Below are 25,190 nucleotides of genomic sequence, written 5' to 3'. Positions count from 1 at the left end.
ATAGCTGTGCCAATGTAGCGACGAGCTGTGCGACTATTTTGATGTCCATCAGAAAATGGAAATGTTGATACTTAATAGATATCTGTCAGTTTAGCCAAAGCTTTTTCGAGGAGTGGAGACATATTACACGATGTGGATAGGCTCGTCGTCAACATTAACCAAGCCGAACTTCATGAGATCCATGCAGAAACAGAGAGATTTGAGACTGCAAATGAGTTTGCAATCATAGTCAAAAATCACGGAGAGCCAAGTCATATTCATCTTTCGCTCAACGACGAGTTATCTGAGGCAATATCATTACCTGAAACAAATCATTTCCTAAAGCCAGGTGATGAGATTTCTGTAGCCGCAAAAGCGATTCCCGCTAAGATACCGGCAACCGGTGAATTAGAGATTTCACTTGCTTACGGGGCAGAGCAAACAACAATTCCGGTGGAAGTCGATCCCGAGTATGCCCAGAAAACGACAGTTGCAACATCACAGTCAACGGGATCAACAGACAGTGGAACAGGACAGCGTGAGAAGAAGAAAGCACAACCAGCGAGCAGTGGCGGAAGCCAGAGTGGAAAGCAGATAATAGCCGTACTTGGAGCAGGAATGATTGCCCTTGGGATAGCTGTACTTGGACTGGTTCAATCAGGAATTAGCCCGGTTGTGTTGCTTGGAACACTCGTTGTCTTCGGAACTGTCGGAGGCGGAATATTCTATCTATTTCAGTAATCAGAAACAATTTGTTGAAGAAAAATGGTAAAGGCGATGCACCGATACAGATAACCATGGACATTCTGCTAGGCATAGGCGGAGGAGAAGACTCGGAGATCGCACTACAGCAGACGTTACAGCGGACAAAAGAGGCAAGTGATAATTTGACAATTGCAATCTTTGAGTCAAACGACAGATCGATCAGTGCGATACGCCAAGAAGTCGAAGAAGAGTTAACGAAAGCAGAGATAGAAGCAGAGATCCGAGAAATAGCTGACCAGCCTGCAAGTCAGCTTGTTGAAATGGCAGAAAAAGAGAGATTTGATCAGTTGGTGATTGGTGGAGGGCAACGGAGTCCGATGGGAAAAATATCTCTAGGATCAATTACAGAGTTCGTTCTGCTAAACGCACAGGTGACTGTTCGACTTGAGCGATGACGAATAACCACTCATCTACCAATTCAGCGTCGTTTTCCGCCCCGCCAGTGTCGTATACAGACAGGTCCGACAGAGCGATTTCAATTCGAGAGTATAACGAAGATTATGAAGAACTCGTTGCGATGTACGAAGCATTTGACTCGGCAGATCGAGCTCAAGGAATACCGCCAGCGCAAGAACGGCAGATTCGACGATGGCTTGATTCGATTACCGAATCGGGGCCGGATGTAGTTGCATTACACGATGGTCAAATCATCGGCCATGCAACGCTGGTGCCGGACCCTGAGTCAGAGGCACACGAATTAGCTATCTTTGTTCTGTCAGAGTATCAAGGAGCAGGGATCGGGACAAAACTGCTGGAGACACTGTTGGGTACTGGTAACGAAAATGACATCGCCAAAGTATGGCTGAGTGTTGAGCGTTGGAACTCCCCAGCAATTGCAATCTACGAAAAAGCAGGGTTTGAGCGAATTGAGGGAGACAGCCTCGAGTTGAAGATGGAACTTGAGTTAGACGGATAGCACAGGTTGACTTGCATACGATAAAACATACTCAGCCACTTCCGATAGAACGCCATGTTCGGGTTCACGAGGAACAATAATAAAGTCGCTCCCGATTTGGTCCGCACCATCGAGGATGATACTACCTGGATGATGCATTTTCCGTTGTGTTGAAAATCCATAGACAGTCATGGTACTCACGGTAATATCAGTATCTTCCGTGCGGTCAAAGACACGCTGGAAAAATGCGTGGGTATCTTCTGCAACATCGTCGCTGTTTTCCTCATCATTTTGGATGGTTTGCTGGGTTTCCTCGTCAAATACATACATCACAGACAGTGTTGCATCGTATTTTTCGGCGATAGCAATAGCATATTCGACGGCCTCAATTGATCTATCGGTGCCGTCTACGGGTGTGAGTACACGATTGACCGCAACACGATCATCCATAATATATACTCAATACTACCATCGTATAAAGTCTCACGTCATTGTTTCGCGATTAACTTTTGCAGGCCAAGTCCCCGTCCTCAACGAAGTAATGGCACAGCCCGAGCGGAGTAGGGCGGGGTAAGTTCACGCGTTTGACCTCCTCCCACGACTGAAGTCGTGGGATTCCTCCGTGGGTAATCCAACCAGATTGATTACCCCGGCTGTGAACGTGCGGGTTCGCTGATGCATCTTCGGCCCACACAAGGTGGGTGTGGCGTGTTGGGTATCCGCTCGATGTTGCCCTCCAATGACGGAGTGACACTCACAGGCGTCCAGCGCAGTGAGCAGCAGGCCGGGCCATCGGCCTGACTCTCCGTTCCAGCCACCGTGGGAGAGTCGTCCTGTGACATGCCAACCGCTGCTGGTTGGACTCCGAAGGTGTGTGTGTGTAAGACGCACTCGTGGTCATCTTGAGCATGAGCACGTTCCCCGCAGCAGCATGTCGCAGGTCTATCGATTTGTCGTACATCTGGAAAAAATAAACATTTGGATTACAGACAGTCTGTGTCGAGTGGGTTGTGCATATCATGTCGGCTTCATTCCACGGCTTGAATACAAGGGCTTTCGCCTTGCTACCGCTGTAATATGGATACTCTCAAGATTTTCCGTAGATATTTTGGGATAGCACACATCATTTCAGACAATGATTGATACTGTTGTTGTCGCGACTGATGGATCAGAGAGTGTTCGCCGCTGTGTTGACATGTCATTAGACCTTGCAGATCGTTTTGATGCTGACTTGCATGCTGTATACGTTACCGGAGACGAGTCAGAAGACACAGACACAGTGTTTTCGGAGGTCTATGATCAGTCTCAGCAGTCCATAGAGACTGAGATTCGGTATGGAGAACCAGCAGATGAGATTACCACCTTTGCGACAGAGATAGATGCCGATATCGTCGCAATGGGAACAAGGGGTAGACACGGAGAACATCGTTTCTTGTTGGGAAGCGTGGCAGAACAAGTTGTCCGAACATGTCCGGTACCTGTACTGACAGTCCGGCAGTTGCGCTCATACGTTGAAGACGAGGGGTAGTAGCGAACTTACCCGACCTACTGCGCTTCTCGCTTCGCCACTATGCCCCCTGGGATGGAGTCCTGATCTGTAACAGTTATACAGGTCGTTTTTGCTTACAATATAACACTCTCTGCAGATTCAATCAGATATCAAATAACGCGTCTACAGAGATAGTAGGCAGAGTGCTTCAGGGATTGATCCTAAGGTATCTCAATTCTTTATCGCCCCAGTGCCTGGATATTCATGCTCAGCTAGTTGAATATGACCGCGGTCGATTGGAATTCCATCATACAAATCATCTTCCAAAAGTAATGAGCCATCAAGATCAGCGTAATCAAGTAATGGAGTAAGATGACAAGCAGCAGCAATTGAAGCATTTGACTCGATCATACATCCGAGCATGACCTCCAATCCATGTGCTCGAGCAGTATGGATCATGCGAATAGCTTCTCTCAGACCACCACACTTCATGAGCTTAAGATTAGCAATATCACAGGCATCGGCTATCTGAGGGATATCAGAGAGTGTACGACACGATTCATCAGCTGCAATCGGGATCGAAACATGCTCATAAACTGTTTGAAGCGCTTGGGGGTGGTCTGATGGAACAGGCTGCTCAAGAAATTCAATGTCATGCTGAGTGAGGAATCTGCTCATATTGATAGCTTCCGTAGGCGTCCATCCCTCGTTGGCATCTACACGAATCCGTACATCTGGGGCAACGTCTCTAATTGCTCGGATAATTTCTTTATCTTGGTCGGTCCCCAGCTTAACCTTTAGAATGGGAAAACCCTTCTTTACAGCCTCTGCGGCCTGTTCAGCCATTGCAGATGGACTGTCAATGCCGATTGTGTATGAAGTTGGGACAGCCTGTTCGGGGCTTAATCCCCAGTATCTGTAAAGAGGCACATCAAGTTGTTTGCAGACAAGGTCATGTGCAGCGATGCTAATTGCAGCTTTGGCTGCTGGGTTATTCCGGACGGCTGCGTTGAGCGTTTGTTCAACTTCTTCAAGACGATGAATGTCGTCAATCTCATCGACACAATCTAGAAGTTTTGGAAGTAAGCTTTGAACAGTTTCAGATGTCTCCCCATAGTATGAATCAGGAGCCGCTCCGCCAATTCCCGTGTGTGTTCCATCGGAGATGCGCACGGTAGTAACAGATGTTGATTCTAGCGTTCCTCGAGAAATTTGAAATGGACGATCAAGTTGTAATTCGTGCTGTGTAAAGTCGGTGTTAAGAACCATTGCTATAGCCTTACAGGTAGTTATCAGGAGTGGAAGTTAACTGTTACAAAAAACAAAGCAACCAGACTACAATATGGTTGATATGAGACCTACACCAGTTTGAGACGAAGGCCAACGGCTTCAGCCGGGGGAGGAGGTCAATGGATTAGCGCCTCAACGATCTCTTCAGCGCTAAACCGAACAGGGTCCGTTGCTGGGACACCAATCGTATCACTGTATGCGTCAACGGCCTGTCGTGCTTGGTCATCAGATTCCATCCCATGAGTGTTTAACATGCCTGCAACGACATCTGCTGAGTTGACTTGCTCAGCAAGTGACTCATATAGGTCAACATAGGTTTCCAGCTCAGGGAGCGAAAACTGATCATATCCGTGGATAGTTTCACGATCAGCATCGTGACAGAGAACAAGCGAGTCTGGCATTGCTCCATGCAAGATTCCACATGTTACTGCCGAGTATGCAGGGTGTACAATGGTACCTTGGCCTTCAACAACCAACACATCATGTTCATCAGCTTTCTGCTTGATCATCCGTTCAACGGCACCGTTGGTGAAGTCGCTAATAACTCGGTCGACCGAGATACCCCACCCTTCGATCATGATACCGGTTTGTCCGGTCGGAATAACACCAACATCGTGGCCGTTTGAATCAAGAGCCTCAGCGATTTCCATGGTTGATGTCATCTTCCCCACGGAGCAATCGGTACCTACAGTAAGAATCGTGTGAACATCAAAATCACCGGCAATGCCCTCAGCAACGGTCAGATCTTCTGGAGGCTGTCGAACGTCACGGAGTTCGCAGCCGTACTCTGAAGCCAGGTCCGAGAACTGATCATCTTCAGACAAAAAGTAGTGTAAACCGGAGACAATATCGCACCCATTTCGAAGCGCAGTGGTAACATCTGATCGCCAGCTTGGATCAAATCCACCACCAATCGGAGCAATGCCAATGATCAAGGCATCGACATCAGGGGCTTCAGCCATATTTTCAACAATTGGTGCATCCTGCACATCTGGCACAAAGTCATGAACACGGTTACCAGCCTGCTCTCGGTCAAGAACAGCTCGAACATCGTATGAGCTGTAACGAAGAACACCAAGTGCAGTCTTGGCGCGATCCGGGAACTGTTCATGAGCTAAGATCGCGACACGCATGACTCTACAATTGACACAAACACAAATAAGCATGAAGATATCAACTGCTGCATCACTTCGGCAGAAATAACAACACGACTGAACATAACGTTGAGCTACCTGAGCTACATCTGATTTTTATAAATCAAAGGACATATTCACTAAATATATTAGTTAGACGCGTCTAAATGGCAGTATTAGACAATGGCACAGTACAGAAGCTGGTGCAACGAGAGGAAAATCAAGTTGGAAGAGCCTATAATTTCTACAGAAGGATACAGAAATGCCGAATATTTTTCCCTTGTATAAGATATGAATGAAGAAAGTGTCCTGCACGATCGACTTCCAGACTGGTTGTTACTTCTTGGCCCATTTCTAGTGTTAGGTGCGCTGTTAGCTGGTGTGTACCTTACTTCCCCATTCGGAGACATCGAAGAAATGGCAGATGCGGGTATGTTGACAATTCTTTGGATGCTGACATACATCGGGGCCATTGCGGGGATAGTGCCTGTACTAATCGGGATGCTCTGGTATCCGTATCTCCGTCGGTTGGGTGATGTTTGGATCCACGCAGTTCTGGCACTATCAGTAGGAGTACTTACATTTGCTGGGGTTGAGATGACAGAGGGAATACTAGATAACGCAGCAGAAGCAGCAAATCCATTTGGAGAAGCACTTGGTATTGCAGGAGTTCCGATTACGGGTCTGATAGTTGGAATACTCGGCACAGGAGTAGCATTTGGAGTACTAATGTATGTAAGTCGGTGGAGGTACAACAAGATCAGCGCAGACGGAAATATAAGTGGAATACACGTCGCGTACTTGGTGGCGATTGGGCTTGGGCTTCATAGCATCGGGGAAGGATTAGCAATCGGCACTGCATTCATCCAAGGAGAGGAACGACTGGTAATGCTATTAGTGATTGCATTTCTACTTGACAACATTACTGAAGGACCGACGATCGTAGCAGCAGTAGCAAGTGATACAGAACAGCCCCCGCTGTCAAAATTTCTGCTTATGGGCGCAATAGCTGGCGGACCAGTAATTATTGGCGGTTGGATTGGTGGTTTTGCTGAATCCGCTCTGCTGGCCGCACTGTTCTTTGGGCTTGGGCTCGGAGCAATCATACAAGTAATCTACGAGGTGCTCAAATTTATTGGCGTGCAGAAAGGGTCATCAGTCCGAGCAGCCATCACACAGATGAACATTATTGCATTTGTTGTAGGATTTCTCATAATGGTCGTTATTGATGAAATTATCATCGATATGTTCTTGCTTTGAATCCCCGATTCCAGCTAGAAGCCCTGCTGGCCACAGCGTTAGGTGATATATATACAGTGCAGAAACGACAAAACGCACGTTTTTAACTATCGATGTCATAACTAATGCTATGATTTTTGAGGACCTCCCGCCAACACCAACTGGCGACGAGCTTATCGACAAGGCGTTTTCACGCGCAGCACGGGCAGGGAGGGCAAAATCGGGAGCAGAGGCGCAACTATCGATGTTGCAGACGGCAGCGAACATAATCTCAGATAACCTGGGGAATGTGGTTGATGGATGGCCTGATTTCAACCGTATGGATCCCTTTTACTATGAGTTAGCAGACGCGCTTGTTGACGTTGATGAGTTGCGACAGAATTTGAGTGATTTATCTTGGGCGTCGAGGAAAGCAGCGGAAATTCGTGATTCATATCAAAGCAAAGTCCACGGAGAATTAGAGATTGCTAAAAAACATCGAAAACAGGCGTTTGCCCGACTTGCAGATGTTGTTGAATCAGTCGATGATGCGTTACAAGCAGTACAAAGTGCTGCCACAACGCTAAAAGACCTCCCAGAAATCGATCCCGATGACCCGACTATCGTTGTTGCTGGATATCCAAATGTTGGGAAATCCTCGTTTGTGAATTCAGTTACGCGTGCACAGAACGAAACAGCAACATATCCATTTACAACAACACGGATTAATATTGGACACTTTACACAAGATCGGATTCGATACCAGCTGGTTGACACACCAGGTGTGCTTGATCGCCCTCCAGAAGATCGCAATGAAATTGAGTCACAGGCGATGAGCGCACTTGAGCACGTTGCAGATTGTGTGTTAGTACTGATCGATCCAAGCGAACAATGTGGATATCCATTAGAAAAACAACTATCACTTCGAGACGAAATCAAAGGCCAATTCGATGTGCCTGTGTTAACGATTGGGAATAAGAAAGACGTTGCCACTAATGATGAATCGGATTACGAGATGAGTGTGACAGAAGGTGATGGTGTCGATGACGTGCTGAATGCAGCGATCGAGGTAATTAATTATCAGCCAACGCTGCCATACGAGTCGTAGCTATCAGGTGTGTAAAGGACCGAAATACGAGTAGACTGATTATACATGTTTGAATCACGTCCAAACCGATCCCATGAAGTTGTTCTTGCAGGCCGATCGAACGTTGGCAAATCAACATTGATGCGAGAGATTACGGGACACGATGTAACGACGGGACGCCGACCAGGAGTAACTCAATCTCCATCGCACTATGATTGGGCAGGAGATGATTTTATGATTACAGATTTACCTGGGTTTGGCTTTATGGAAGGCGTTCCGGAGGAGCGACAAGAGAAAATCAAGACAAATATTGTCCAATACATTGAGGAATACGCTGATCAAATTCTTGTTGGAGTAATTGTACTAGATGGAAACAGTGCCGTGGAGATTATTGATCGACATACTGAAAGAGGGGATATTCCACATGATGTTGAGTTATTTGGGTTTTTCAGAGATGTAGGAGTGCCAACGGTTGTAGCGGTGAACAAAATGGATAAGGTCGATGACAAAGATGCGGAGCTAAATGCAATTGCTGAACGACTGGGATTACATCCACCGTGGAAACAATGGCAAGACGTTATCGCTCCGATCACGGCCAAACGCGGGTCAATTGAACCATTGAACGAAGCAATCCGGCAGCATCTCAAACAACAGAAGCGTGACGATTTGCTCAAACACTTTTAGCGGCTATAGCTCGTGGGTACGGTGTTCAGATCCATCTTCTGGCGTTGATTCAGTTTCATCGGCAGCCGCAGTAGAGTAATGGACTATCTCATTAGCAGGGCAAATCCACACATCGTCAGCGAACCACGCAAAGAGTCGAGAAACTTCTTCGTGAGCTTCATCCGCTGTCTGTGCAGTAACCTGTCCGACGTGTTCGACAGGATCATCCTCAGTGTCACGAATAAATACTTCCCAACTTGGGACATCACCAGATCCTGGGTCGTCAGAGATACGACCACGACGAGCTTTCTTGACCATATTCAGTATAGCAGTTGTTGAAAATACAAAAATTTACTCAATGTTCAATACGTAATCAGCTTTGGAGCGGGCTTGTCACATGTTTCGAACTGAATAACAAGATCGTATCACCAACAACTGGAGAGCAAGTCAGCTACCAACGGCTGAAGCCGGTGAGCTTCCGCGCTGTATCCGCTGTGAGTTGAGAGACTTCGTCTCTCGTCATCACGGGAGATGGCGTCTTCTGAACGACCCAAGGTACTCTGCCTGCTATTTTCGATAGAGGAATTTATACCGATATACTTGTTATTAATTAGTAATACAATGGTCGACAATCTTGCGCAGGGGGTTACTTCATTTACCAGCAATGTCTTTTTCGTGCCAGGAGAAGAGCCAGCTCTTGTTGACGTTGGAGCAAATTTTGATATAGTAAAGCAACTTCAGGAGCGATCCGTCCCGGAAAAGATTGTCATAACACATACACATCCGGATCACGTCAGAAACCTGTCTGATGTTCAGTCTGAGTTTGATATCGACACGTACGGTTTCGACGGGTCGTATAACGGGATTAACCACGAAATTAAAGATGGACAGACGATTACGCTTGGTGACCACACATACGAAGTAGCCCATACACCAGGGCACAAGAATGACCACGTATGTTTGTATGCGTCACAGCCAGGAATCCTATTCGGCGGCGACTTAGTGTTCCAGAATGGAAGTTTCGGGCGTACAGATTTAGAGGAGGGAGACCGAAGTCTGCTTATTGAGTCAATCAACAGAATAGCAAAGCTTGTAGAGGGGAGTTTATCGGAATTACATCCCGGTCACGGGCCAAGTATCTCAAACGAACCATATGATCACATCACGCTAGCCGGACAGATGGCACAACAGCGATAAAAAAGCAAGGCACTGAGTTAATCGTCAGTTTTGAGTCCGTAGTATCCTGGCTCTTCGTCACCACGTGGCTCAGCAATTACCAACTTTTCAGAGTGAAATACGATCCACGGAATCGCCCAATCCAGTAGGACGTCCTCAGTATCTGGTTCAAGCGCTTCATCAGGACCTAATCCTTGCAGGAGCCGAGCAATCTCGTAAACGGTGTACATCTGATCTGGCTCGAGAAGTTCTTCTGGCGTGTAGAAGTTGCAGGGATAAATCGAGTCAAACTCATCTTTGGGAGTAGGCATATTGTAGACTGTAAACGAGAATATATTAAGAGTTATCGGATAGTGGAAGAGAAAATCCCCCGAATATTAGAGTTCAACACCACTCGGGATAAGACTGTGTTCGCGAAGAAGTTCACCTTCCTCATTATATACAAGCAGAGTCTGTTTTTGGAATGTTGCTACGTGCTCCCCGTCGGTCTGAAGTTCAATTGCGTACTGACATTCGTTGTCCGTAGAGAGTTCTTCATACTTGCGAGCGGCGCGGATGAATTTAAACACGTTCTCTACGCTCTCATTTAGTTCAAAGATGAAGTCACCAGTAAGCCGATGAGTTACACCAACAACTCCCCGTGCATCGCTGAAATCGACTGGATCCTGCAGTCGATATGCAACATCAACCTCATCGGCATCAAGTAGCTCATCTTCGGAATCGGTCAATCTGTCGTAAAGCGGATCAGTTGGGCCTTCGAAGTCAATGATGAGAGTCGGACGCTTTGGATCACCCTCATTGTCTGCCCACGCAACGTTTCTCACTTGGAGACTGAAATAATCTCGCCTCATCACTCACTTGTATGTATGAGTTAGAATACCATGAACGTAACGCCCCTCTCAATTGCATCCGATTGACTCTGTTTTCTCAGAACACAGTACTACAGCGGTAGCGAGGCGAAAGCCCACCCCTTCAGGGCTGTCTCTTACCCACAACTCACGTCGCTGTCGAGATCGATGCACTCGGTTGAAAATACCGATATCTATGGATGTAACACCCTCATAGAACGATTTTGCCGATCTTGTTTATCCGCATTCAGTCATCCCCTACCGCCGATATTACTGCCCTCAATCGCTTCTCATCTCAATCTCTCAAGCACGGATCGGGGTTGACAGCGTCTGAAACGTCCGTTTGAGTCTCGTGAACTTATGGGTAAAAGACAGCCCTGAATGGGTGGGAGGAGGTCAAAGCCGTTCTGTATCAGCCTGCAAGAGTTAAGAAGCCACGGAGTCTATATTTCATGTACGTAGCATTATTCATGGCCAGTGATCGTTCCGAGGATATTGACGCGATTGATCCAGGGATTGAACGAGATGAGATTGTTGAGAAGAGCGATCAGAATGGCTTTGCAGCTCGATTTGCGGTCCTACGAGAACAGGTTCAACGTGCATCTAAAATTCTGCGTGGTTCGTCGATTTCAGCTGACAACTACAGTCCAAAAGAACATCGGCCGATTGTTTCATTTGATGGGATTGAGGGATTAGAAGAGGTAGAACGGTACTGGGTTAACGCTCCGTTCGCCTTTGTTGTAATCTTGTACGATCCGGAAAGCAACGAACACAGATATGAAGTAGTCGAGCCGTCACTGACGGATGACCAGTTTCAACTATTAGAGGCAGTCTTCGAGGATATTCGTGATCCACTGGTGTACCGTACAGATCTCGACGAAAGTGATCCAGTTGAGATATTGCGAACAGAACTTCGAGAGCAATTACAGCGATATGGAGCGGCCCTCGATGTCCCTGCTTTCTACAAGCTATTCTACTATGTGTATCGTGCATTCCGTGGTTATGGGAAAATTGATGCCGTAATGCATGATCCACACGTTGAGGATATCTCCTGTGATGGATACGAGTTACCGCTGTTCGTGTATCACGATGGATACACAGATCTTGAGACAAATATTAGCTTCAAGCAGGACGAACTGGACAAGTTTGTTGTCCGGCTAGCACAGCGGTCAGGAAAGCACATATCTGTCGGTGACCCGATAGTTGGAACAACCCTGCCAGACGGGTCACGAGCCGAGTTGACTCTGGGCAAAGAAGTAACCCCTCGAGGTTCGGCATTTACACTTCGAAAGTACTCTACCGAGCCGTTCACGCCAGTTGACTTGATAAAATACAACACGTTTAGTGTCGGGCAGATGGCGTATCTATGGCTTGCAATCGAAAACAATCGGTCGCTGATTTTTGCAGGTGGAACGGCATCAGGGAAAACGACATCAATGAATGCAATTTCGATGTTCATCCCACCACGCTCAAAGGTGATCTCAATTGAGGACACCCCCGAGCTGGCACTTCATCACGACAACTGGCTTTCAAATGTCACCAGAGAACGTCTTCATGAGGACACAGATATCACGATGTACGATTTGCTCCGGTCTGCTCTTCGACACCGACCAGAATATATTATTGTCGGAGAGGTCCGGGGACAAGAAGCAATGACGCTATTTCAGGCGATGAATACGGGTCATACGACATATTCAACGATGCACGCCGATTCTGTACAAACCGTGATCAACCGGTTGGAAAATGATCCGATTAATGTCCCGCGTCCAATGGTCGCGTCACTGGATATTCTCTGTGTCCAAACATTGACGCGATTTGATGGAGAGCGAGTTCGACGAAATAAGACGATCGCAGAGATTCGGGGGATCAGTCAACGGACAGGAGAACTAGACTATTCACCGTCGTTCTCTTGGAAGAGTGAAGATGATACATTTCAGAGTCGGGGGAGCTCCGTCCTGAGCGATATAGCAGAAAATGAAGGTTGGTCCCAGCGTGAATTATTAACGGAGATCCGTAATCGGCAGAAGGTCTTACAGTACCTAACCAACAAGGACGTGACAGACTACCGGCGGTTTACGGCGATTATCAACGAATATTACGCAGACAAAGAAGCCGTACTTGATCGAATCGACTCGGATATCGAACCAGAAACAGAAGGTGAAATGCTCATAGATCCAGGATGACGGGGTCAGGAGCAGTATCGCTGGCCGCGGATATGACCACTTATGCCTTACTAGGGATAGCACTGTTCTTAGGGGTGCTATTAGTATTAACGCCGCTCATAAAGCGTTTTAACCGAGGATTTACCCGAATTGCGGTTGCTGTGTTTGGAATGTATGTAGCTAAAGCTGGACGGAAAAAAGAAAGACGAGAGCGACTGCTGCGTGCTGCACACTTTCCAACGACATACCGGATGTACGCATCAAAGACGATTTTATATGCTGTTCTTTCAGCGCTTATTGGTGGGATTGTTGGGATGTATATCGTCTGGGGAGTGCTCAGGGTATTTGCATTACAGCCATCGGAACTCCGTGAGTCACTTCCAGAAGCTTTCGAATTTCTTGTCGACTTCGCTGGAATTGAGACATTACCCCCATCACAGCTAGCCGTTCTTTTCATAGTCAGCTCGTTGACCCTTGGAGCAATCGCTGGACTTGTCGTTTACACGCTTCGGTGGTGGTATGTGAAGTCGTATGCGAGTGCCAGAGAGCGACAAATCGAAGCCACATTGCCACAGGTTATTGCGTTCATGTACGCCCTATCTCGAAGTGGAATGGAGTTTCCACAGGTAATGCGGATCCTTTCAGAGCACCAACGAGTCTACGGGGCAGCAGCAGAGGAGGTGCAGGTAGCAGTACGCCACATGGATGTGTTTGGACAGGACACGATCTCCGCTGTCAGGACAATGAGTGGCCGGACCTCAAGTGAGATGTTCAATGAATTTGCTGAAAACCTTGCTAGCGTACTGCAAAGCGGACGAAATCTTGAGGAGTTTCTCGAGCGCCAGTATGAAGAATTTCAAGAAGAAGCTGAAAATCAACAGGATCAGTTACTGACACAATTGGCTACGCTTGCAGAAGTGTACGTGACGGTGTTTGTGGCTGGTGTGCTGTTTACTATTACAATTCTGATCATTATTGGTATCGCAGGGGCAGAGACGCTTATTCCAACGCAGGTGCTTGTATATCTTGGTATACCACTTGGAAACCTTGCATTCCTGCTTTACTTAGATTCAATTATGCAAGGATTCGGACAGGCACGAGAAGTAAAGAAACCAGAGGAAGTTGTGTCTGGACTGCGAGATGTTGAACGAACCGCCGCTGACTCCCGAATCCCTGACGGAGGCGTAACAACTGAGTCAAGTGATCCACAGGAAAATGCGAAGCGTCTTATGCTATACAAGCGCCTGCAGCGGGTCAAGGAAATACTCGGCAATCCTAAAGAGGTACTGATCGAGTCACCTGAAAAAATTCTCTATGCAACAGTACCGCTGGCTGTGTTAGTCACAGGAGTGAGGATTTACACAGCAGGTACGCTTAATCCTGCAGTTATTGACGATTATCTTGTACAGGCAGCGCTGTTTGTGATCGGTACGTTTGCTGTAGTATACGAAATCCACCGGAGGCGGATTGAAGCTATTGAAGCGGTAATCCCAGACTTCCTCGCACGGCTAGCAAATGTGAACCAAGCTGGAATGTCAATAATCGATAGTATTGACCGAACCCGACGAAGTGATCTTGGGGCATTGAATCCAGAGATTGACAGACTTTGGGCAGATATCAAATGGGGATCAACTATTGAGACTGGCCTACAACGATTGGAATATCGAGTACACACGCAAACCGTCTCAAGAGTTGTAGCATTGATCACAAACGCAATGAACGCAAGTGGCAACATCTCGCGGGTGCTCTCGATTGCAGCAAAGCAAGCGCGGGAAGACCGACTTCTCAAACGGGAACGGAAACAAGAGATGCTCACGTATCTGGTCGTTATCTACATTGCATTTGGAGTGTTTCTGATGATCATCCTCGCGTTCGAACAGGTGCTTCTACCAAGCCTGCCGGAAGAAGGGCTAGTTCCAGATACGGAGGATGGACAAGCTCCTATTCCGGCAACCGGAATCGTTGGACAAGTCGGGGCAGCGGACATAGATGCATTTTCACTGGTATTCGTACACGCAGCATTGATTCAGGCGATTGCAAATGGATTTATCGCCGGACAGATGAGTCGAGGAGACCTTCGGTCTGGGGCGTTGCACGCGACGATCCTGCTTGCATTAGCATATATTACTCTATGGGCAGTTGATAATCTGGGAGTAATGCAGGGAATAATAGGATAGGAACAAAAACACATGGGTAGATCAACAGACAACAGTATGAATCGATCAAAAGATGAGACACGAGATGTCTACAACACAATTGCTGACCATTTCTCAGAGACGCGTGCGAATCCATGGCCTGAGGTGATGGACTTTATCGATGGGATAGATGCGGTACAAACAGGGATTGATATTGGATGTGGAAACGGTCGACATTTGAATCCACTGGCAAATAAAGTCCAAGTCCCGATTGGGATTGATGTAAGTGAGCAACTGCTTAAAATTGCACAGAAGCGAGTAGACGAAGCAACGCTTCTGGTTGGTGACGCCACAAGGCTACCACTGGCTGCTGGGTCCGTTGATGCCGCAATATACGTAGCAACAATCCATCATCTACCGACAGCAGCGGATCGACTTCAAAGTCTCAACGAAATTGCGCGGATACTCCAGTCAGATGGGACTGCGCTCGTTAGTGCATGGAGCACGGAGCATAGTCGGTTTGATAAAACGGAGAGTTTCGATACGACGCTTGAGTGGACCTTACCTGATGGTGAAATAAAGACCCGATTCTTCCACATTTACTCTCCCGCTGATTTCAAACGCACAATAGAAGAGAGTGCACTGGAGCTAAAAGAAATGGAAGTCTCAAGCGGTAATTGCTATGCCACAGTGGGAACGACGGAATGACAAAACCATTATGATGAATCCCCCCGTATTGTAGGTAAGACAGGGCGGAGATATAGTGTATAGTATTAATGTTGCTGTTCCGGGACAAGTTCGACAGTTGGCAAACAAATTATATCCAGAACTAACGTCATTCGCGTCAATTCGGAGTGATCATTCAGTTCTTGTTAAGCGACTTGGTGAGCCAGATGTCTACCCACATTTAGCACAGCAAACAAGAGAAGCACTGGCTGGAACAACTCCAATAACTGTGACGGTAACTGGGATCGATTATTTTGCTGACCCTCCTCGTGGTCCAGGCCCGGTCGTGTATCTTACACTTGACAGCCCCGGGCTTGATAATTTGCATAGAGATTTAGTTGAGGAGATGGGCGCGATGCCAGAGCTGGAAGGACAGAACTATACGATGCATATCACACTGGCAAGAGATGGGAGCATTGAAGATGCCCAACGTCTGGCTGAAAAGCAAGTAGAGGAGATCACATGGACGGTTAATGAGTTACTTCTCTGGAATGCAAAGGAAGCAAAAGCTGCTGAACGAATATCACTGCCAGTAGGATAGCGATAATGGCCGAGCTATGGGCGAGGTGGATTCCCATCGTAGGCGTTGTGTCCCTGATAGAAGTTCAGCAAGGCGTATCTGAGTTTGTCAGGATCAACATCGATCAGTTCGTCACAGAGGTGTTTCGGCAGCGTCTCATGGACGCTGTAATCTCCGAGTTCGTACACACCGTCTGATGTATAGCGATTATCTAAGAGAATGCGTGTTCCAATATCAGATGGTGAGCGAATAACGCGACCAAGTGCCTGTCGTGTTTTTCGAATTGTTGGAATCTCAACAGCATATCGCCATCCGGGGTTATCTACAGCCCGGTCAGCAAATGTGCTATCATACGCATCCTGTACTGCCTGTGCCCGGTCATCGAGGTGAGGATATGGAACACCAACAACGATGACAGCAACAGCGTCGTCACCATCAAAGCTAACGCCTTCTGTTAGTGTACCCCACAAGGATGTGAACAGCACACCGTTAGAGGCATCTGTAAACTCATCACGAATCGTCGTTGCATTCATTCCGGGTTCATCAAGATACAGCGATGCATCTGTGTCCCCAGATAGCATCTCATAGTATCGATTAGCCTCGGTATAGTTAGGGAAAAAGACCAAGATATTCCCAGGAATGAATGTTATTGCATCTGAAAGCGCACTGTAAATTGCATTTTGAACAGAGTCATCGTCGCGTTGGTTCGAAAACAACGGCGGAGTACTGACGGCAAAGGTTTCACGATTATCTCTTGGAAACGGTAGCTCATATACCATCGCAACTGGAGAATCAAGCCCCAGAACATCTTCCGTGACATCAAACGGCTGGAGTGTTGCACTCATAAGCACCGTTGAATACGTTTCGGAGAAGAGATCCCCAGTAACATCACTTGGGATGCACGTATAGATCTCAGCGCGACCATAAATTTCTTCACTCCCTGCATCTCGACGAAGTGATAACACTGGATATTTCCCAGTATCCGTTGTCGTGTTCATCCATTGCTGGACAAATTGTGCGCCGTTTAACGTTGGACACTCCTGTCGAGTGTTTGCATCACCTTCTCGGTAAGCGGTTTCATATGTCTGGTCTAACTGTTCTCCGAGTTCTAAAGCCTCACTGAGATCGGATTGAATACCAGAGCCAGTGTACTCGTTAAAGAATGCAAGGGTCAAGTCATCACGTTTGTCTTCGTTGGTAATCGTGATATCCTTCCATGCGTCTCCAATTGTTCCCCGCTCGCCAAATCCAAGACGCTGATCATACGTGGATCGAAGAGCCTCAAGAAAAGCTGAGAAGATATTTCTTGCTGACTCCACCCGCGAGTCATCAACAGTATCGAGTTCATCAATTGCACGTTCAAGAGTGCGTTCTGAGAGTGTGACCCGGGCGTGATCACGAGCAGTGTCAGCAATGTTGTGTGCCTCATCAAAAATTACAATGACATCATTCGGATCGACATCAAGCCAGCGGAAAAACTGCTCTCGAATTGTGGAGTCAAGCAGATGATGATAATTACAGACAACTAGATCAACATTCTCAAGCCCGTCTTTAAGCAGTTCATAGCCACAGATATCAGCCTCTTCGGCGTATTGATAGATTTCTTCTGGGGAGCGAACGCCATCGAATAGCCACTGGTAAAATTCATCATTATGCTCTCGGAGATTCTGATAGTAGTAGTCACATGTCGCTCTGTTTTCGAGTTCCTCAATTTGCTCGTTAAGTTCGTTTAGCTCTTCAAGAACAGCAGACTGTGCTTTGTCTGCCTGACTATTGGTCTGTTGCGTCTGAGACTGTAGATGTTCATGTTGCTGCTGTAACTCATGTTTAGACTGTTCAGCATCAACGAGCTCGTATGTATTATCCCGAAGAACCTGGCACTCTTCGTAATCAACATCGATATGACACATCGATCCTTTACCTCGGAACACAACAGCCTGTATTGGTTCCTGCTGCGAGATAGCCGCTGCCTCTCTTCGGAACTGCCGTGCTTGCTGGTTGACGTTTGTAGTAATGATTACTGTTTTGTCATTCTCGCGTGCAAAGCTAAGTGATGGAGCAAGTGAAGCCAACGTCTTTCCAGTTCCACATGCGCCTTCAAATAACACATCTTGGCCCCGGACCAGTGCATTGTAAATCCGGTCCATCGCCTCTGCTTGATTCTCGAAGGGGTCTTCATATGGAAAAAACCGGGTAAAGTCGTCGATATCAGCCACTATGTGTATATATTCGATAGCAGAGTAAAAAGTACCGGGCTCAGTATCCGCGGTTAATTAGATAGTCTGCAATGTCGTTCAATGCCGCCCTGGATTCATTCTCTGGCAGCACCTCGAGGTGTCGCTGTCCTTCAGCAATCAGCTCCTGCGCCTGCTCTCTGGCAAAGGAGATGCTACCAGTGCTTCGCAGTGTTTCGAGTGCGTCATCGATTTCTTCCTCTGTAACAGCTGCAACAGAGTTCGATTCAACAAGATCGTCGACATCGACACCTTGTTGTTCAGCATGAAGCGTGACAATGGTGCGTTTATTTTCGATGAGATCAGAGCCACGTTGTTTACCAAGAACATCACTTGGGACGGTTAGGTCAAGAAGGTCGTCCTGAATCTGGAACCCTTGCCCAACTTTAAGTCCATAATGATAGAGCGACTCAACGGTGTCATCATCGGCACCAAGAAGAACAGCTGGGATACAGGCAGATGCACCATATAGCACAGCTGTCTTTTGCCGAACCATTTTCATGTAGTCCTCAACAGAGACATCTGAGCTACGTTCGAAGGCGACATCAAGAGCTTGACCCTCACAAATCTCAGTACAGGTTCGAGCAAGGACATCTAATGCCCGTGCCATGCGCTCTGAAGTAGCACCAGTCTCAAGCATGAGCTCAAAGGCTTTTGCGTAGAGCGTGTCTCCTGCTAGAATTGCAGTTTCAAGGTCGTATTCTCGGTGAACCGCTGGGACGCCTCTTCGAAGGTCATCGTCATCCATAATATCATCGTGGATGAGTGTAAACGATTGAATGATTTCTACAGAGACAGCAGCCGCCATAACATCGATGTTTGGAGGACTATCAGTAGACCGACTGATAGCTGCATCAACGATGGAATCAGATTGAGTGGTACCGACAGTTGATGCTACGTCAGTCTGTTGAAGAGGATCAACAGATTGGTAATCAAGTGTATCTGGCTGCTCAGCTAATGCCTCAGCTACAAGCAACAACATCGTTGGGCGAAGTCGCTTGCCCCCAGCTTCAAGCAAGTAACGGGAAGCCTCATACAGATTTTCCGGAGGTTTGATCGGCAGGTACTCCGGGATAGCCTCGTTGACGAGCTCCCGTCGATGCTTAATCTCAGCAATGACGTCCGGTTCCTGAGCCTCGATATCGGTCATCTCAAACTAGTTGAATAGTATTTCCGTTTCGGGTCACATGAAGGTCGCGACCGGCTCGGTACCCCTCATCCTCTGCCAGATCAACATATGGAGCCATACCTCCCATGTCTTGGTGTGCTGGGATAATATTCTGTGGCTGAAGGGCGTCGATCATCTGATAGTGGCCCTCTTGGTTAAGGTGTCCGGAGACGTGAATATCGTCATAGATACGAGCACCCTGCATACCAAGGAGCTTTTCAGCCTGATATCGCTGTCCCTCATTTGTTGGCTCAGGAATCACACGGGCAGAGAAGATGACCTTGTCACCATTATCAAGCTGATATGGTGTTTCTCCTCGGGCCATACGCGTGAGCATCGCTCGAGGCTCACCCTGATGGCCGGTCACAATTGGGAGGAAGTCTTCTTTGCCCTCATTCATGATCCGCTTGAATGTACGGTCCACAGACTTCCGATGTCCAAACATGCCAAGATCGTCTGGGAAGTCAACGAAGTCTAGTCGCTCCGCAGTTCCAGAGTACTTTTCCATGGATCGGCCGAGGAGAACTGGCTGACGACCAATATCCTTAGCAAACTCGACAAGTGAAGTGACACGGGCAATATGGCTTGAGAATGTCGTCGCGACAACACCACCGTCATAATCCTCAATGCTGTACATCACGTCTTTGAGATGGCGTCGAGCAACTGACTCACTTGGAGTACGGCCCTTTTTGCCAGCGTTGGTACAATCTTCAATGTAACAGAGAACGCCTTCACGTCCAATCTCGCGGAATCGCTTCATATCGATTGGATCGCCGATCACTGGCGTGTGGTCAAGTCGTTTGTCAAGCCCATAGACGATTGCCCCTTCAGGTGTATGAAGCACTGGGTTGATCGCGTCGATGATTGAGTGAGTAACGTTGACAAATTCAAGTTCGACGCCTTCATCACCAATAACCATCGAGTCGCCCGCATCCATTTTCACCAGATCATTCTCAACGCCGAACTTCTGTTCACCTTCGATTTGCTGTTTTACAAGCTCGATAGTGAACGGCGTTGCAATGATTGGTGCGTCATATCGGTGTGCAAGTTTTGAGATCGCACCGATGTGGTCAAGGTGTCCGTGTGTCGGAACGATTGCCTTGACATCGCCTTCAATATCCGACATAACTCGGTCATCAGGGATTGCTCCCATGTCAATTAAGTCAAGACTATGCATCCGCTCGGTTTCGACGTTGTCGTGGATCAGGACCTGGGACAAGTTCAGTCCCATGTCAAAGATGACAACATCGTCACCAGCCCGCACCGCCGTCATCTGCCGACCAACTTCTTCATAACCGCCAATTGTAGCAATTTCGATTTCCATAGTTCCTCATCCGAGACGGCGTCCACAGAGGGCAGAGAGCCGGTCTGTACATAGGGCTGATAGTCCACTAACGGATAGCCATGTGACGATTGCCGTCAGTGTAAGCGGCCAGCGTTGGCCGATTGCACGTCGATCGGCAATGCGCCGGTCATCTGCCCAATTGGACGACCGTGTACTCGGTTATGTAAGATGTAGTTCATGCATACCTAAAAAGGGAATGGATACGAAGATCAGAGACTATTTGAAGTTTTCTGAAACAATTCTTGTACCGGGATGTCCAGCAGAAAAAAACTGGTCAATTGATGAAGGGTCGAAGATATATGATTCATGGCCAAGAGAGAGCAACTCTTTGACCTTCGCTGCCATGCCGCCGCTTACATCAGTGGCACTGCTGTCACCGAGGACAGAGCTTACTGATTCATACGCTGTGATTTGATCGATTACGACATCCTCCTCATCAAGCACACCGGGGACAGTTGAGCAGAGTCCGATTCGATCTGGTTCAAGCGCACGTCCAAAATGAGCGATGATTTCATCGCCGCTGAGTATGGTAACTCCTTGATTTTCATGTGCGACCACATCGCCATGAGTCACTGGGACAAAGCCCTCATCGAGTAATCTCTGGATGTGTGTCACCGGATAGTCAAGTGATCCGTCTGCAGATCGAGAAGCAACAGAGAACGGATGGACAGGGACAGCGGGAATCGACTGGTCATGAAGTCGGTCTAGAACAAATGTGTTGAGCGTCTTCATAGCGCCGTGTATATCCATAGCGGCACGATAGTCCGACGACCCGCTCGTTGTTGTAACACCATGGTTATCAGCGTGATGGTGGCCGAAGCTACCTCCACCGTGGACAATGATGAGATCGTCTGAAGAAGAATAATGTGTCCCTATTGCTTCGGTAACTGATCGAAGCGTTGGGCCGTCAAGTGTTTCCGTGCGATCTTTCTCCGTGATGACGCTTCCACCGAGCTTAAGCAGTATTTGATCGCTCATACTTGGGTCACCCCGGTTTCTGTGAGCTCAGCGCGAAATGCGCGTTCACATCCTGGCGTATATTGCAGTGCAGTTTCTGTTTCGTCGGTTGGATCCAAGGCAACGATACAGCCACCGCCACCAGCACCAGTAAGTTTCGCACCGTGCGCACCAGCATCACGGGCCGCCCAAACCATGTTAGCCAGCGAGCGTGAGGAAACACCCAGAGCAGAGAGTAACCCGTGGTTAATATTCATCAGTTCGCCAATTCGTTCAGTATCGCCCTCGGCCAGTGCAGTTTCACCGCGGCGCACAAGATCGCCAATTGTAGAGATTGTGTCTGACGCGAAGGTGTATTCATTGCGAAGATCACGGACTCCGGCAACGAGTTTCCCGGTATCGCCACTACCGCCATCGTAGCCGATCACGATTGGGAGGTCTGATGGAGCGTTAATGCAGCCACAGGAGTCACCTTCGACACGAACGGCACCTCCCATAGCAGAACAGAACGTATCAGCCCGAGAAGCTTCACCATTTTGCACGGTATTCTCGACGTGATATGCACGATCCGCAATCTCTTCTGCAGAAAGAACAGTTCCTAATTCACGGGTGGCAGCATCAATCGTAGCAACGACAACGGCGGCAGAGGAGCCAAGGCCAGCGCCAAGTGGAATATCGCTTTCAATTGAGATTTCGAATCCAGCATCTTCAACATCTGCTGCGTCAAGCGCCTGATTAATTGCATCCTGCACATAACTCATTGCAGCTTCGACCAGTGCTTGCGGAACATCAACATCTGGAACACCAGTTGCGGCACCATCATACTCGACGGTGAACCCGTCAAGCGTGAGATCATCAGCAGAGACACGGAGAGCGGTATCTGAACGTTGTTCAACAGTTACCCTAGCTCGTTGCTCAATTGCACAGGGCACAGCTGGTTCGCCATATACTACAGCGTGTTCTCCAAAGAGGTATATTTTCCCGGGTGCACTAGAAGTGGTCATGCCAACGGCTACGGGGAGATATGGTTAATCCGTTACGACACGGAACAAGAAATTGCGTTTCGTTTATATACCGCCTTCGAACTCCTCGAGAGATCGGTTCGGATCGGCACCGCGTCGGTCGAGGGTTTCGTTTGCAAGTAGCCAGTAAACAACCGCCAGTGCTTTTCGACCCTTGTTGTTTGTTGGAACAACAAGATCGACGTTGCTGGTCGTATTATTGGAGTCACACATTGCAATAACCGGAATACCAACGGTGACAGCCTCCTTGACTGCCTGTGAGTCACCAATTGGGTCAGTAACTACAAGGATATCCGGCTCAATGTATTCCTCATACTGTGGGTTCGTTAGTGTCCCAGGAATAAACCGGCCTGTCCGGGCACGGGCACCAACTGCTTCAGCGAACTTCTCAGCTGGGAAACGCCCGTACTGTCGGGAAGAAGTGACCAAGATCTGTCCTGGATCGTAGTTTGACAGCAGATCAGCGGCAGTACGAATGCGCTTGTCTGTCTGGGAGATATCGAGTACGTACAGACCGTCAGTTCGTACCCGATGGATGTACCGCTCCATGTCGTTTGTCTTCTGCTGGGTACCAATATGGACACCAGCACCAAGATATTCCTCGACTGGAATGAGAAGATCGGCTTCCTCATCGCCAAGGACATCGTCGTCTAATTGTGGTTCGTCGTCGGATGCTTCTTGCTCCGACGCGTCCTGTGCTTCGGCTTCTGCTGCTGCTTCGGCTTCAGTTTCTTCAACGGCTTCGACATCGGCGTCTGCTTCAGCAGCGTCAAGACCCTCTTGTTCGGATTCGTTTTCACTCATATTGCATCGTCCTCGATACGGATTAGCTCATTTAGCTTGGCAGTTCGCTCGCCAGCAACAGCGCCAGTTTTGATGAACTCAGCATCTGTTGCAACAGCGAGGTGTGCAATCGTCGTATCCTCCGTTTCTCCAGATCGATGAGAGATAACCGACGTGTATTCATTTCGGTGGGCTTGTTCAACAGCATCAACTGCATCCGTAAGTGTGCCAATCTGGTTTGGCTTGATTAGGATACTGTTGGCCGCCCCCATGTCAATTCCCTGCTGCAATCGGTCAGTGTTCGTGACGAAGAGATCGTCACCGCAAATAAGTGTCCGGTCGCCAACTCGATCAGTAAGTTCAGCAAACCCATCAAAGTCATTCTCATCAAGCGGATCCTCTACGTACACGAGATCGTATTCTTCAACTAACGTTGAGATGTAGTCGATCTGCTCGGATCGACTGCGGTCCTCATCGCTATATTGATATGACTCTGTGTCGGCGTCATAGAGCTCAGATCCGGCAACATCGAGTCCAAGCTGAATATCGAAGCCAACCTCAGAAGCAACATCATCAATCGCCTGAGCTGAGATTTCAAGCGCTTCAGCATCATCAATGGATGGAGCCCAAGCGCCTTCATCGCCTTTGCCACAGGCTACGCCGCGTTCCTCGAGCAGTTCAGCGACTCTGGCGTGGACCGCAGCATTAGCGAAGACAGCATCCGAGACACTTGGCGCACCAACAGGAGCAGAAAGGAATTCCTGAATGTCAGTTGCATCAGCAGCGTGCTCACCACCGCCAAGTACATTCCCAAGTGGAATCGGGAAGTTGTCACCGCGGAAAGCTCCACCAAGGTGTTGATACAGTGGAATTCCAATTGTATCGGCTGCTGCCTTAGCCGTTGCCATTGAAATCGCAACAGCGGCGTTAGCGCCAATGTCTGAGAAGTTATTTGTCCCGTCGGCAGCGTGTAGCATCTGATCGACCGAGCGCTGATCTCCGACGTGTACCTCTCCAAGTAAGCGAGGGATGACCTGCTCACGAGCAGCGGCAATCGCTTCACGGGGAGGAAGTTCAACTGCTTCATGCTCACCCACTGAGGCACCTGATGGTGCGGCAGCTCGACCAAAGCCACCAGATTCAGTCAGGACATCAGCCTCAACGGTTGGATTACCGCGAGAGTCAAGCACACGTCGAAGTCGAATATCCCCGATTACGACCATTAATCTCCACCTCGATCAACAGTAAACGGAAGGACACCAGCATCGTATTCCTCGGCAGCAATAAGGATCGGTTCAGTCTGATCAGTATCAATCAGTACCGGCGCTCCATGGGACACCTGCAGTGACCGTGCGCCCAGAATGCGTGACCGTTCGTACCGAGTGTGTCGTTCGTTCATCATTGATATGGGGAAACGATATCGACGAGGTCTTTATGTGAGACGAGCATCCGTCGGCAGCAGTGCCGTTCAACACCAAGGTCATCAAGCACCTTCTCTGGATCCTCGCCGCCCTCTTCTGTCCGTTGCTTAAATTCTTCCCAGTGTTCACCAACAACGTTCCCGCAGGTGAAACACCGGACTGGTACCATCATGG

27 protein-coding genes are annotated in these 25,190 nt (G+C 48.2%); 12 read left to right on the top strand and 15 right to left on the bottom strand.

Features of this window, described 5'->3' with window-relative positions:
• Positions 1-132: 132 nt before the first annotated feature.
• Genes K0C01_RS08465 through K0C01_RS08455 form a run of 3 tightly spaced genes read left to right on the top strand, consistent with a single transcriptional unit; the run spans position 133 to position 1,660 of the window.
• On the top strand, positions 133-720 hold the full coding sequence (locus K0C01_RS08465) for a DUF7524 family protein (protein WP_221169273.1): 588 nt from the start codon (positions 133-135) through the stop codon (positions 718-720).
• Between the two features lie 56 nt (positions 721-776).
• Positions 777-1,139, top strand: coding sequence for a universal stress protein (locus tag K0C01_RS08460; RefSeq protein WP_221169272.1), 363 nt, complete (start codon positions 777-779; stop codon positions 1,137-1,139).
• Positions 1,136-1,660: a GNAT family N-acetyltransferase gene (locus K0C01_RS08455; protein WP_221169271.1), complete on the top strand. Its 525-nt coding sequence runs from the start codon at positions 1,136-1,138 to the stop codon at positions 1,658-1,660. The genes K0C01_RS08460 and K0C01_RS08455 overlap by 4 nt, the downstream gene beginning before the upstream one ends.
• Here K0C01_RS08455 and K0C01_RS08450 read toward each other — a convergent pair.
• The gene (locus tag K0C01_RS08450) at positions 1,649-2,089 is read right to left on the bottom strand and encodes a universal stress protein (protein WP_221169270.1); all 441 of its coding nucleotides are present in this window, start codon (positions 2,087-2,089) and stop codon (positions 1,649-1,651) included. The genes K0C01_RS08455 and K0C01_RS08450 overlap by 12 nt on opposite strands.
• Before the next feature lie 685 nt (positions 2,090-2,774).
• Between K0C01_RS08450 and K0C01_RS08445 the strand changes: the two genes are divergently transcribed.
• Complete coding sequence (locus K0C01_RS08445; RefSeq protein ID WP_221169269.1) at positions 2,775-3,167, top strand: universal stress protein; 393 nt, start codon at positions 2,775-2,777, stop codon at positions 3,165-3,167.
• Positions 3,168-3,359: 192 nt separating this feature from the next.
• On the opposite strand, the gene K0C01_RS08440 is transcribed toward K0C01_RS08445, so the two are convergent.
• Both K0C01_RS08440 and K0C01_RS08435 read right to left on the bottom strand, forming a co-directional pair.
• Positions 3,360-4,397, bottom strand: coding sequence for a dipeptide epimerase (locus tag K0C01_RS08440; RefSeq protein ID WP_221169268.1), 1,038 nt, complete (start codon positions 4,395-4,397; stop codon positions 3,360-3,362).
• Positions 4,398-4,534: 137 nt separating this feature from the next.
• Positions 4,535-5,551 (bottom strand): N-acetyltransferase DgcN family protein, encoded by a 1,017-nt coding sequence (locus K0C01_RS08435; RefSeq protein ID WP_221169267.1) that lies wholly within the window; start codon positions 5,549-5,551, stop codon positions 4,535-4,537.
• 291 nt (positions 5,552-5,842) lie between these two features.
• On the opposite strand from K0C01_RS08435, the gene K0C01_RS08430 reads away from it, so the two are divergent.
• From K0C01_RS08430 to engB, 3 genes are all read left to right on the top strand, one after another.
• Positions 5,843-6,811, top strand: coding sequence for a ZIP family metal transporter (locus tag K0C01_RS08430; RefSeq protein ID WP_221169266.1), 969 nt, complete (start codon positions 5,843-5,845; stop codon positions 6,809-6,811).
• 109 nt (positions 6,812-6,920) lie between these two features.
• Positions 6,921-7,877 carry an NOG1 family protein gene (locus K0C01_RS08425; RefSeq protein ID WP_221169265.1) on the top strand — a complete coding sequence of 319 codons (957 nt, stop codon included), beginning with the start codon at positions 6,921-6,923 and terminating at the stop codon, positions 7,875-7,877.
• Between the two features lie 45 nt (positions 7,878-7,922).
• Positions 7,923-8,540 carry a GTP-binding protein EngB gene (gene engB / locus K0C01_RS08420; RefSeq protein ID WP_221169264.1) on the top strand — a complete coding sequence of 206 codons (618 nt, stop codon included), beginning with the start codon at positions 7,923-7,925 and terminating at the stop codon, positions 8,538-8,540.
• Between the two features lie 3 nt (positions 8,541-8,543).
• Here engB and K0C01_RS08415 read toward each other — a convergent pair whose 3' ends face one another.
• On the bottom strand, positions 8,544-8,837 hold the full coding sequence (locus tag K0C01_RS08415; RefSeq protein ID WP_221169263.1) for an Htur_1727 family rSAM-partnered candidate RiPP: 294 nt from the start codon (positions 8,835-8,837) through the stop codon (positions 8,544-8,546).
• Between the two features lie 303 nt (positions 8,838-9,140).
• Here K0C01_RS08415 and K0C01_RS08410 point away from each other — a divergent pair, with 303 nt between their 5' ends.
• Complete coding sequence (locus tag K0C01_RS08410) at positions 9,141-9,716, top strand: MBL fold metallo-hydrolase (protein WP_221169262.1); 576 nt, start codon at positions 9,141-9,143, stop codon at positions 9,714-9,716.
• 17 nt (positions 9,717-9,733) lie between these two features.
• On the opposite strand, the gene K0C01_RS08405 is transcribed toward K0C01_RS08410, so the two are convergent.
• Together K0C01_RS08405 and K0C01_RS08400 are read right to left on the bottom strand one after the other, a co-directional pair.
• The gene (locus tag K0C01_RS08405; protein ID WP_221169261.1) at positions 9,734-10,006 is read right to left on the bottom strand and encodes a DUF5827 family protein; all 273 of its coding nucleotides are present in this window, start codon (positions 10,004-10,006) and stop codon (positions 9,734-9,736) included.
• A gap of 66 nt (positions 10,007-10,072) precedes the next feature.
• Positions 10,073-10,546, bottom strand: coding sequence for a DUF5793 family protein (locus K0C01_RS08400; RefSeq protein ID WP_221169260.1), 474 nt, complete (start codon positions 10,544-10,546; stop codon positions 10,073-10,075).
• 449 nt (positions 10,547-10,995) lie between these two features.
• Here K0C01_RS08400 and K0C01_RS08395 point away from each other — a divergent pair, with 449 nt between their 5' ends.
• The 4 genes from K0C01_RS08395 (at position 10,996) to K0C01_RS08380 (ending at position 16,107) form a co-directional block, all read left to right on the top strand.
• Positions 10,996-12,726, top strand: coding sequence for a type II/IV secretion system ATPase subunit (locus tag K0C01_RS08395; RefSeq protein WP_259372360.1), 1,731 nt, complete (start codon positions 10,996-10,998; stop codon positions 12,724-12,726).
• A 149-nt stretch (positions 12,727-12,875) separates the two neighbouring features.
• On the top strand, positions 12,876-14,882 hold the full coding sequence (locus K0C01_RS08390) for a type II secretion system F family protein (RefSeq protein ID WP_221169259.1): 2,007 nt from the start codon (positions 12,876-12,878) through the stop codon (positions 14,880-14,882).
• Positions 14,883-14,918: 36 nt separating this feature from the next.
• A complete protein-coding gene (locus tag K0C01_RS08385) occupies positions 14,919-15,548 on the top strand; it encodes a class I SAM-dependent methyltransferase (protein ID WP_221169258.1) in 630 nt (209 codons plus the stop codon).
• 55 nt (positions 15,549-15,603) lie between these two features.
• Positions 15,604-16,107: a 2'-5' RNA ligase family protein gene (locus tag K0C01_RS08380; RefSeq protein WP_221169257.1), complete on the top strand. Its 504-nt coding sequence runs from the start codon at positions 15,604-15,606 to the stop codon at positions 16,105-16,107.
• A 14-nt stretch (positions 16,108-16,121) separates the two neighbouring features.
• Here the strand turns inward: K0C01_RS08380 and K0C01_RS08375 are convergent, their stop codons facing one another.
• The 9 genes from K0C01_RS08375 to K0C01_RS08335 all read right to left on the bottom strand — a co-directional run bounded on the left by K0C01_RS08375 (position 16,122) and on the right by K0C01_RS08335 (position 25,188).
• Positions 16,122-18,302: an ATP-dependent DNA helicase gene (locus K0C01_RS08375; protein ID WP_221169256.1), complete on the bottom strand. Its 2,181-nt coding sequence runs from the start codon at positions 18,300-18,302 to the stop codon at positions 16,122-16,124.
• Positions 18,303-18,342: 40 nt separating this feature from the next.
• Positions 18,343-19,470, bottom strand: a complete 1,128-nt coding sequence (locus tag K0C01_RS08370) for a polyprenyl synthetase family protein (protein ID WP_221169255.1) — start codon at positions 19,468-19,470, stop codon at positions 18,343-18,345.
• 1 nt (position 19,471) lies between these two features.
• On the bottom strand, positions 19,472-20,812 hold the full coding sequence (locus K0C01_RS08365; protein ID WP_221169254.1) for a ribonuclease J: 1,341 nt from the start codon (positions 20,810-20,812) through the stop codon (positions 19,472-19,474).
• 237 nt (positions 20,813-21,049) lie between these two features.
• Positions 21,050-21,811, bottom strand: a complete 762-nt coding sequence (locus K0C01_RS08360; RefSeq protein WP_221169253.1) for an isopentenyl phosphate kinase — start codon at positions 21,809-21,811, stop codon at positions 21,050-21,052.
• Positions 21,808-22,794, bottom strand: a complete 987-nt coding sequence (mvk, locus tag K0C01_RS08355; RefSeq protein WP_221169252.1) for a mevalonate kinase — start codon at positions 22,792-22,794, stop codon at positions 21,808-21,810. The genes K0C01_RS08360 and mvk overlap by 4 nt, the downstream gene beginning before the upstream one ends.
• A gap of 63 nt (positions 22,795-22,857) precedes the next feature.
• Positions 22,858-23,616: a 30S ribosomal protein S2 gene (gene rpsB, locus K0C01_RS08350; RefSeq protein WP_221169251.1), complete on the bottom strand. Its 759-nt coding sequence runs from the start codon at positions 23,614-23,616 to the stop codon at positions 22,858-22,860.
• Complete coding sequence (gene eno, locus K0C01_RS08345; protein WP_221169250.1) at positions 23,613-24,818, bottom strand: phosphopyruvate hydratase; 1,206 nt, start codon at positions 24,816-24,818, stop codon at positions 23,613-23,615. The genes rpsB and eno overlap by 4 nt, the downstream gene beginning before the upstream one ends.
• On the bottom strand, positions 24,818-24,997 hold the full coding sequence (locus K0C01_RS08340; protein ID WP_221169249.1) for a DNA-directed RNA polymerase subunit K: 180 nt from the start codon (positions 24,995-24,997) through the stop codon (positions 24,818-24,820). Before K0C01_RS08340 ends, eno begins: the two co-directional genes overlap by 1 nt.
• Complete coding sequence (locus tag K0C01_RS08335; protein ID WP_221169248.1) at positions 24,994-25,188, bottom strand: DNA-directed RNA polymerase subunit N; 195 nt, start codon at positions 25,186-25,188, stop codon at positions 24,994-24,996. Before K0C01_RS08335 ends, K0C01_RS08340 begins: the two co-directional genes overlap by 4 nt.
• Between the last annotated feature and the right edge of the window lie 2 nt (positions 25,189-25,190).

This window comes from Salinarchaeum sp. IM2453, assembly GCF_019693215.1.
In the GTDB taxonomy this organism is placed as follows: Archaea; Halobacteriota; Halobacteria; order Halobacteriales; family Salinarchaeaceae; genus IM2453.
Note: the sequence above shows the minus strand (reverse complement) of the source record. Positions and strands in the feature narration are given on the sequence as shown.

Coding starts and splice junctions, on each gene's coding strand:
- K0C01_RS08460 (WP_221169272.1), top strand. CDS start 777: ATGGACATTCTGCTAGGCATAGGCGGAGGAGAAGACTCGGAGATCGCA.
- K0C01_RS08455 (WP_221169271.1), top strand. CDS start 1,136: ATGACGAATAACCACTCATCTACCAATTCAGCGTCGTTTTCCGCCCCG.
- K0C01_RS08450 (WP_221169270.1), bottom strand. CDS start 2,089: ATGGATGATCGTGTTGCGGTCAATCGTGTACTCACACCCGTAGACGGC.
- K0C01_RS08445 (WP_221169269.1), top strand. CDS start 2,775: ATGATTGATACTGTTGTTGTCGCGACTGATGGATCAGAGAGTGTTCGC.
- K0C01_RS08440 (WP_221169268.1), bottom strand. CDS start 4,397: ATGGTTCTTAACACCGACTTTACACAGCACGAATTACAACTTGATCGT.
- K0C01_RS08435 (WP_221169267.1), bottom strand. CDS start 5,551: ATGCGTGTCGCGATCTTAGCTCATGAACAGTTCCCGGATCGCGCCAAG.
- K0C01_RS08430 (WP_221169266.1), top strand. CDS start 5,843: ATGAATGAAGAAAGTGTCCTGCACGATCGACTTCCAGACTGGTTGTTA.
- K0C01_RS08425 (WP_221169265.1), top strand. CDS start 6,921: ATGATTTTTGAGGACCTCCCGCCAACACCAACTGGCGACGAGCTTATC.
- engB (WP_221169264.1), top strand. CDS start 7,923: ATGTTTGAATCACGTCCAAACCGATCCCATGAAGTTGTTCTTGCAGGC.
- K0C01_RS08415 (WP_221169263.1), bottom strand. CDS start 8,837: ATGGTCAAGAAAGCTCGTCGTGGTCGTATCTCTGACGACCCAGGATCT.
- K0C01_RS08410 (WP_221169262.1), top strand. CDS start 9,141: ATGGTCGACAATCTTGCGCAGGGGGTTACTTCATTTACCAGCAATGTC.
- K0C01_RS08405 (WP_221169261.1), bottom strand. CDS start 10,006: ATGCCTACTCCCAAAGATGAGTTTGACTCGATTTATCCCTGCAACTTC.
- K0C01_RS08400 (WP_221169260.1), bottom strand. CDS start 10,546: ATGAGGCGAGATTATTTCAGTCTCCAAGTGAGAAACGTTGCGTGGGCA.
- K0C01_RS08395 (WP_259372360.1), top strand. CDS start 10,996: ATGTACGTAGCATTATTCATGGCCAGTGATCGTTCCGAGGATATTGAC.
- K0C01_RS08390 (WP_221169259.1), top strand. CDS start 12,876: ATGTATGTAGCTAAAGCTGGACGGAAAAAAGAAAGACGAGAGCGACTG.
- K0C01_RS08385 (WP_221169258.1), top strand. CDS start 14,919: ATGAATCGATCAAAAGATGAGACACGAGATGTCTACAACACAATTGCT.
- K0C01_RS08370 (WP_221169255.1), bottom strand. CDS start 19,470: ATGACCGATATCGAGGCTCAGGAACCGGACGTCATTGCTGAGATTAAG.
- K0C01_RS08365 (WP_221169254.1), bottom strand. CDS start 20,812: ATGGAAATCGAAATTGCTACAATTGGCGGTTATGAAGAAGTTGGTCGG.
- K0C01_RS08360 (WP_221169253.1), bottom strand. CDS start 21,811: ATGAGCGATCAAATACTGCTTAAGCTCGGTGGAAGCGTCATCACGGAG.
- mvk (WP_221169252.1), bottom strand. CDS start 22,794: ATGACCACTTCTAGTGCACCCGGGAAAATATACCTCTTTGGAGAACAC.
- rpsB (WP_221169251.1), bottom strand. CDS start 23,616: ATGAGTGAAAACGAATCCGAACAAGAGGGTCTTGACGCTGCTGAAGCA.
- eno (WP_221169250.1), bottom strand. CDS start 24,818: ATGGTCGTAATCGGGGATATTCGACTTCGACGTGTGCTTGACTCTCGC.
- K0C01_RS08340 (WP_221169249.1), bottom strand. CDS start 24,997: ATGATGAACGAACGACACACTCGGTACGAACGGTCACGCATTCTGGGC.
- K0C01_RS08335 (WP_221169248.1), bottom strand. CDS start 25,188: ATGATGGTACCAGTCCGGTGTTTCACCTGCGGGAACGTTGTTGGTGAA.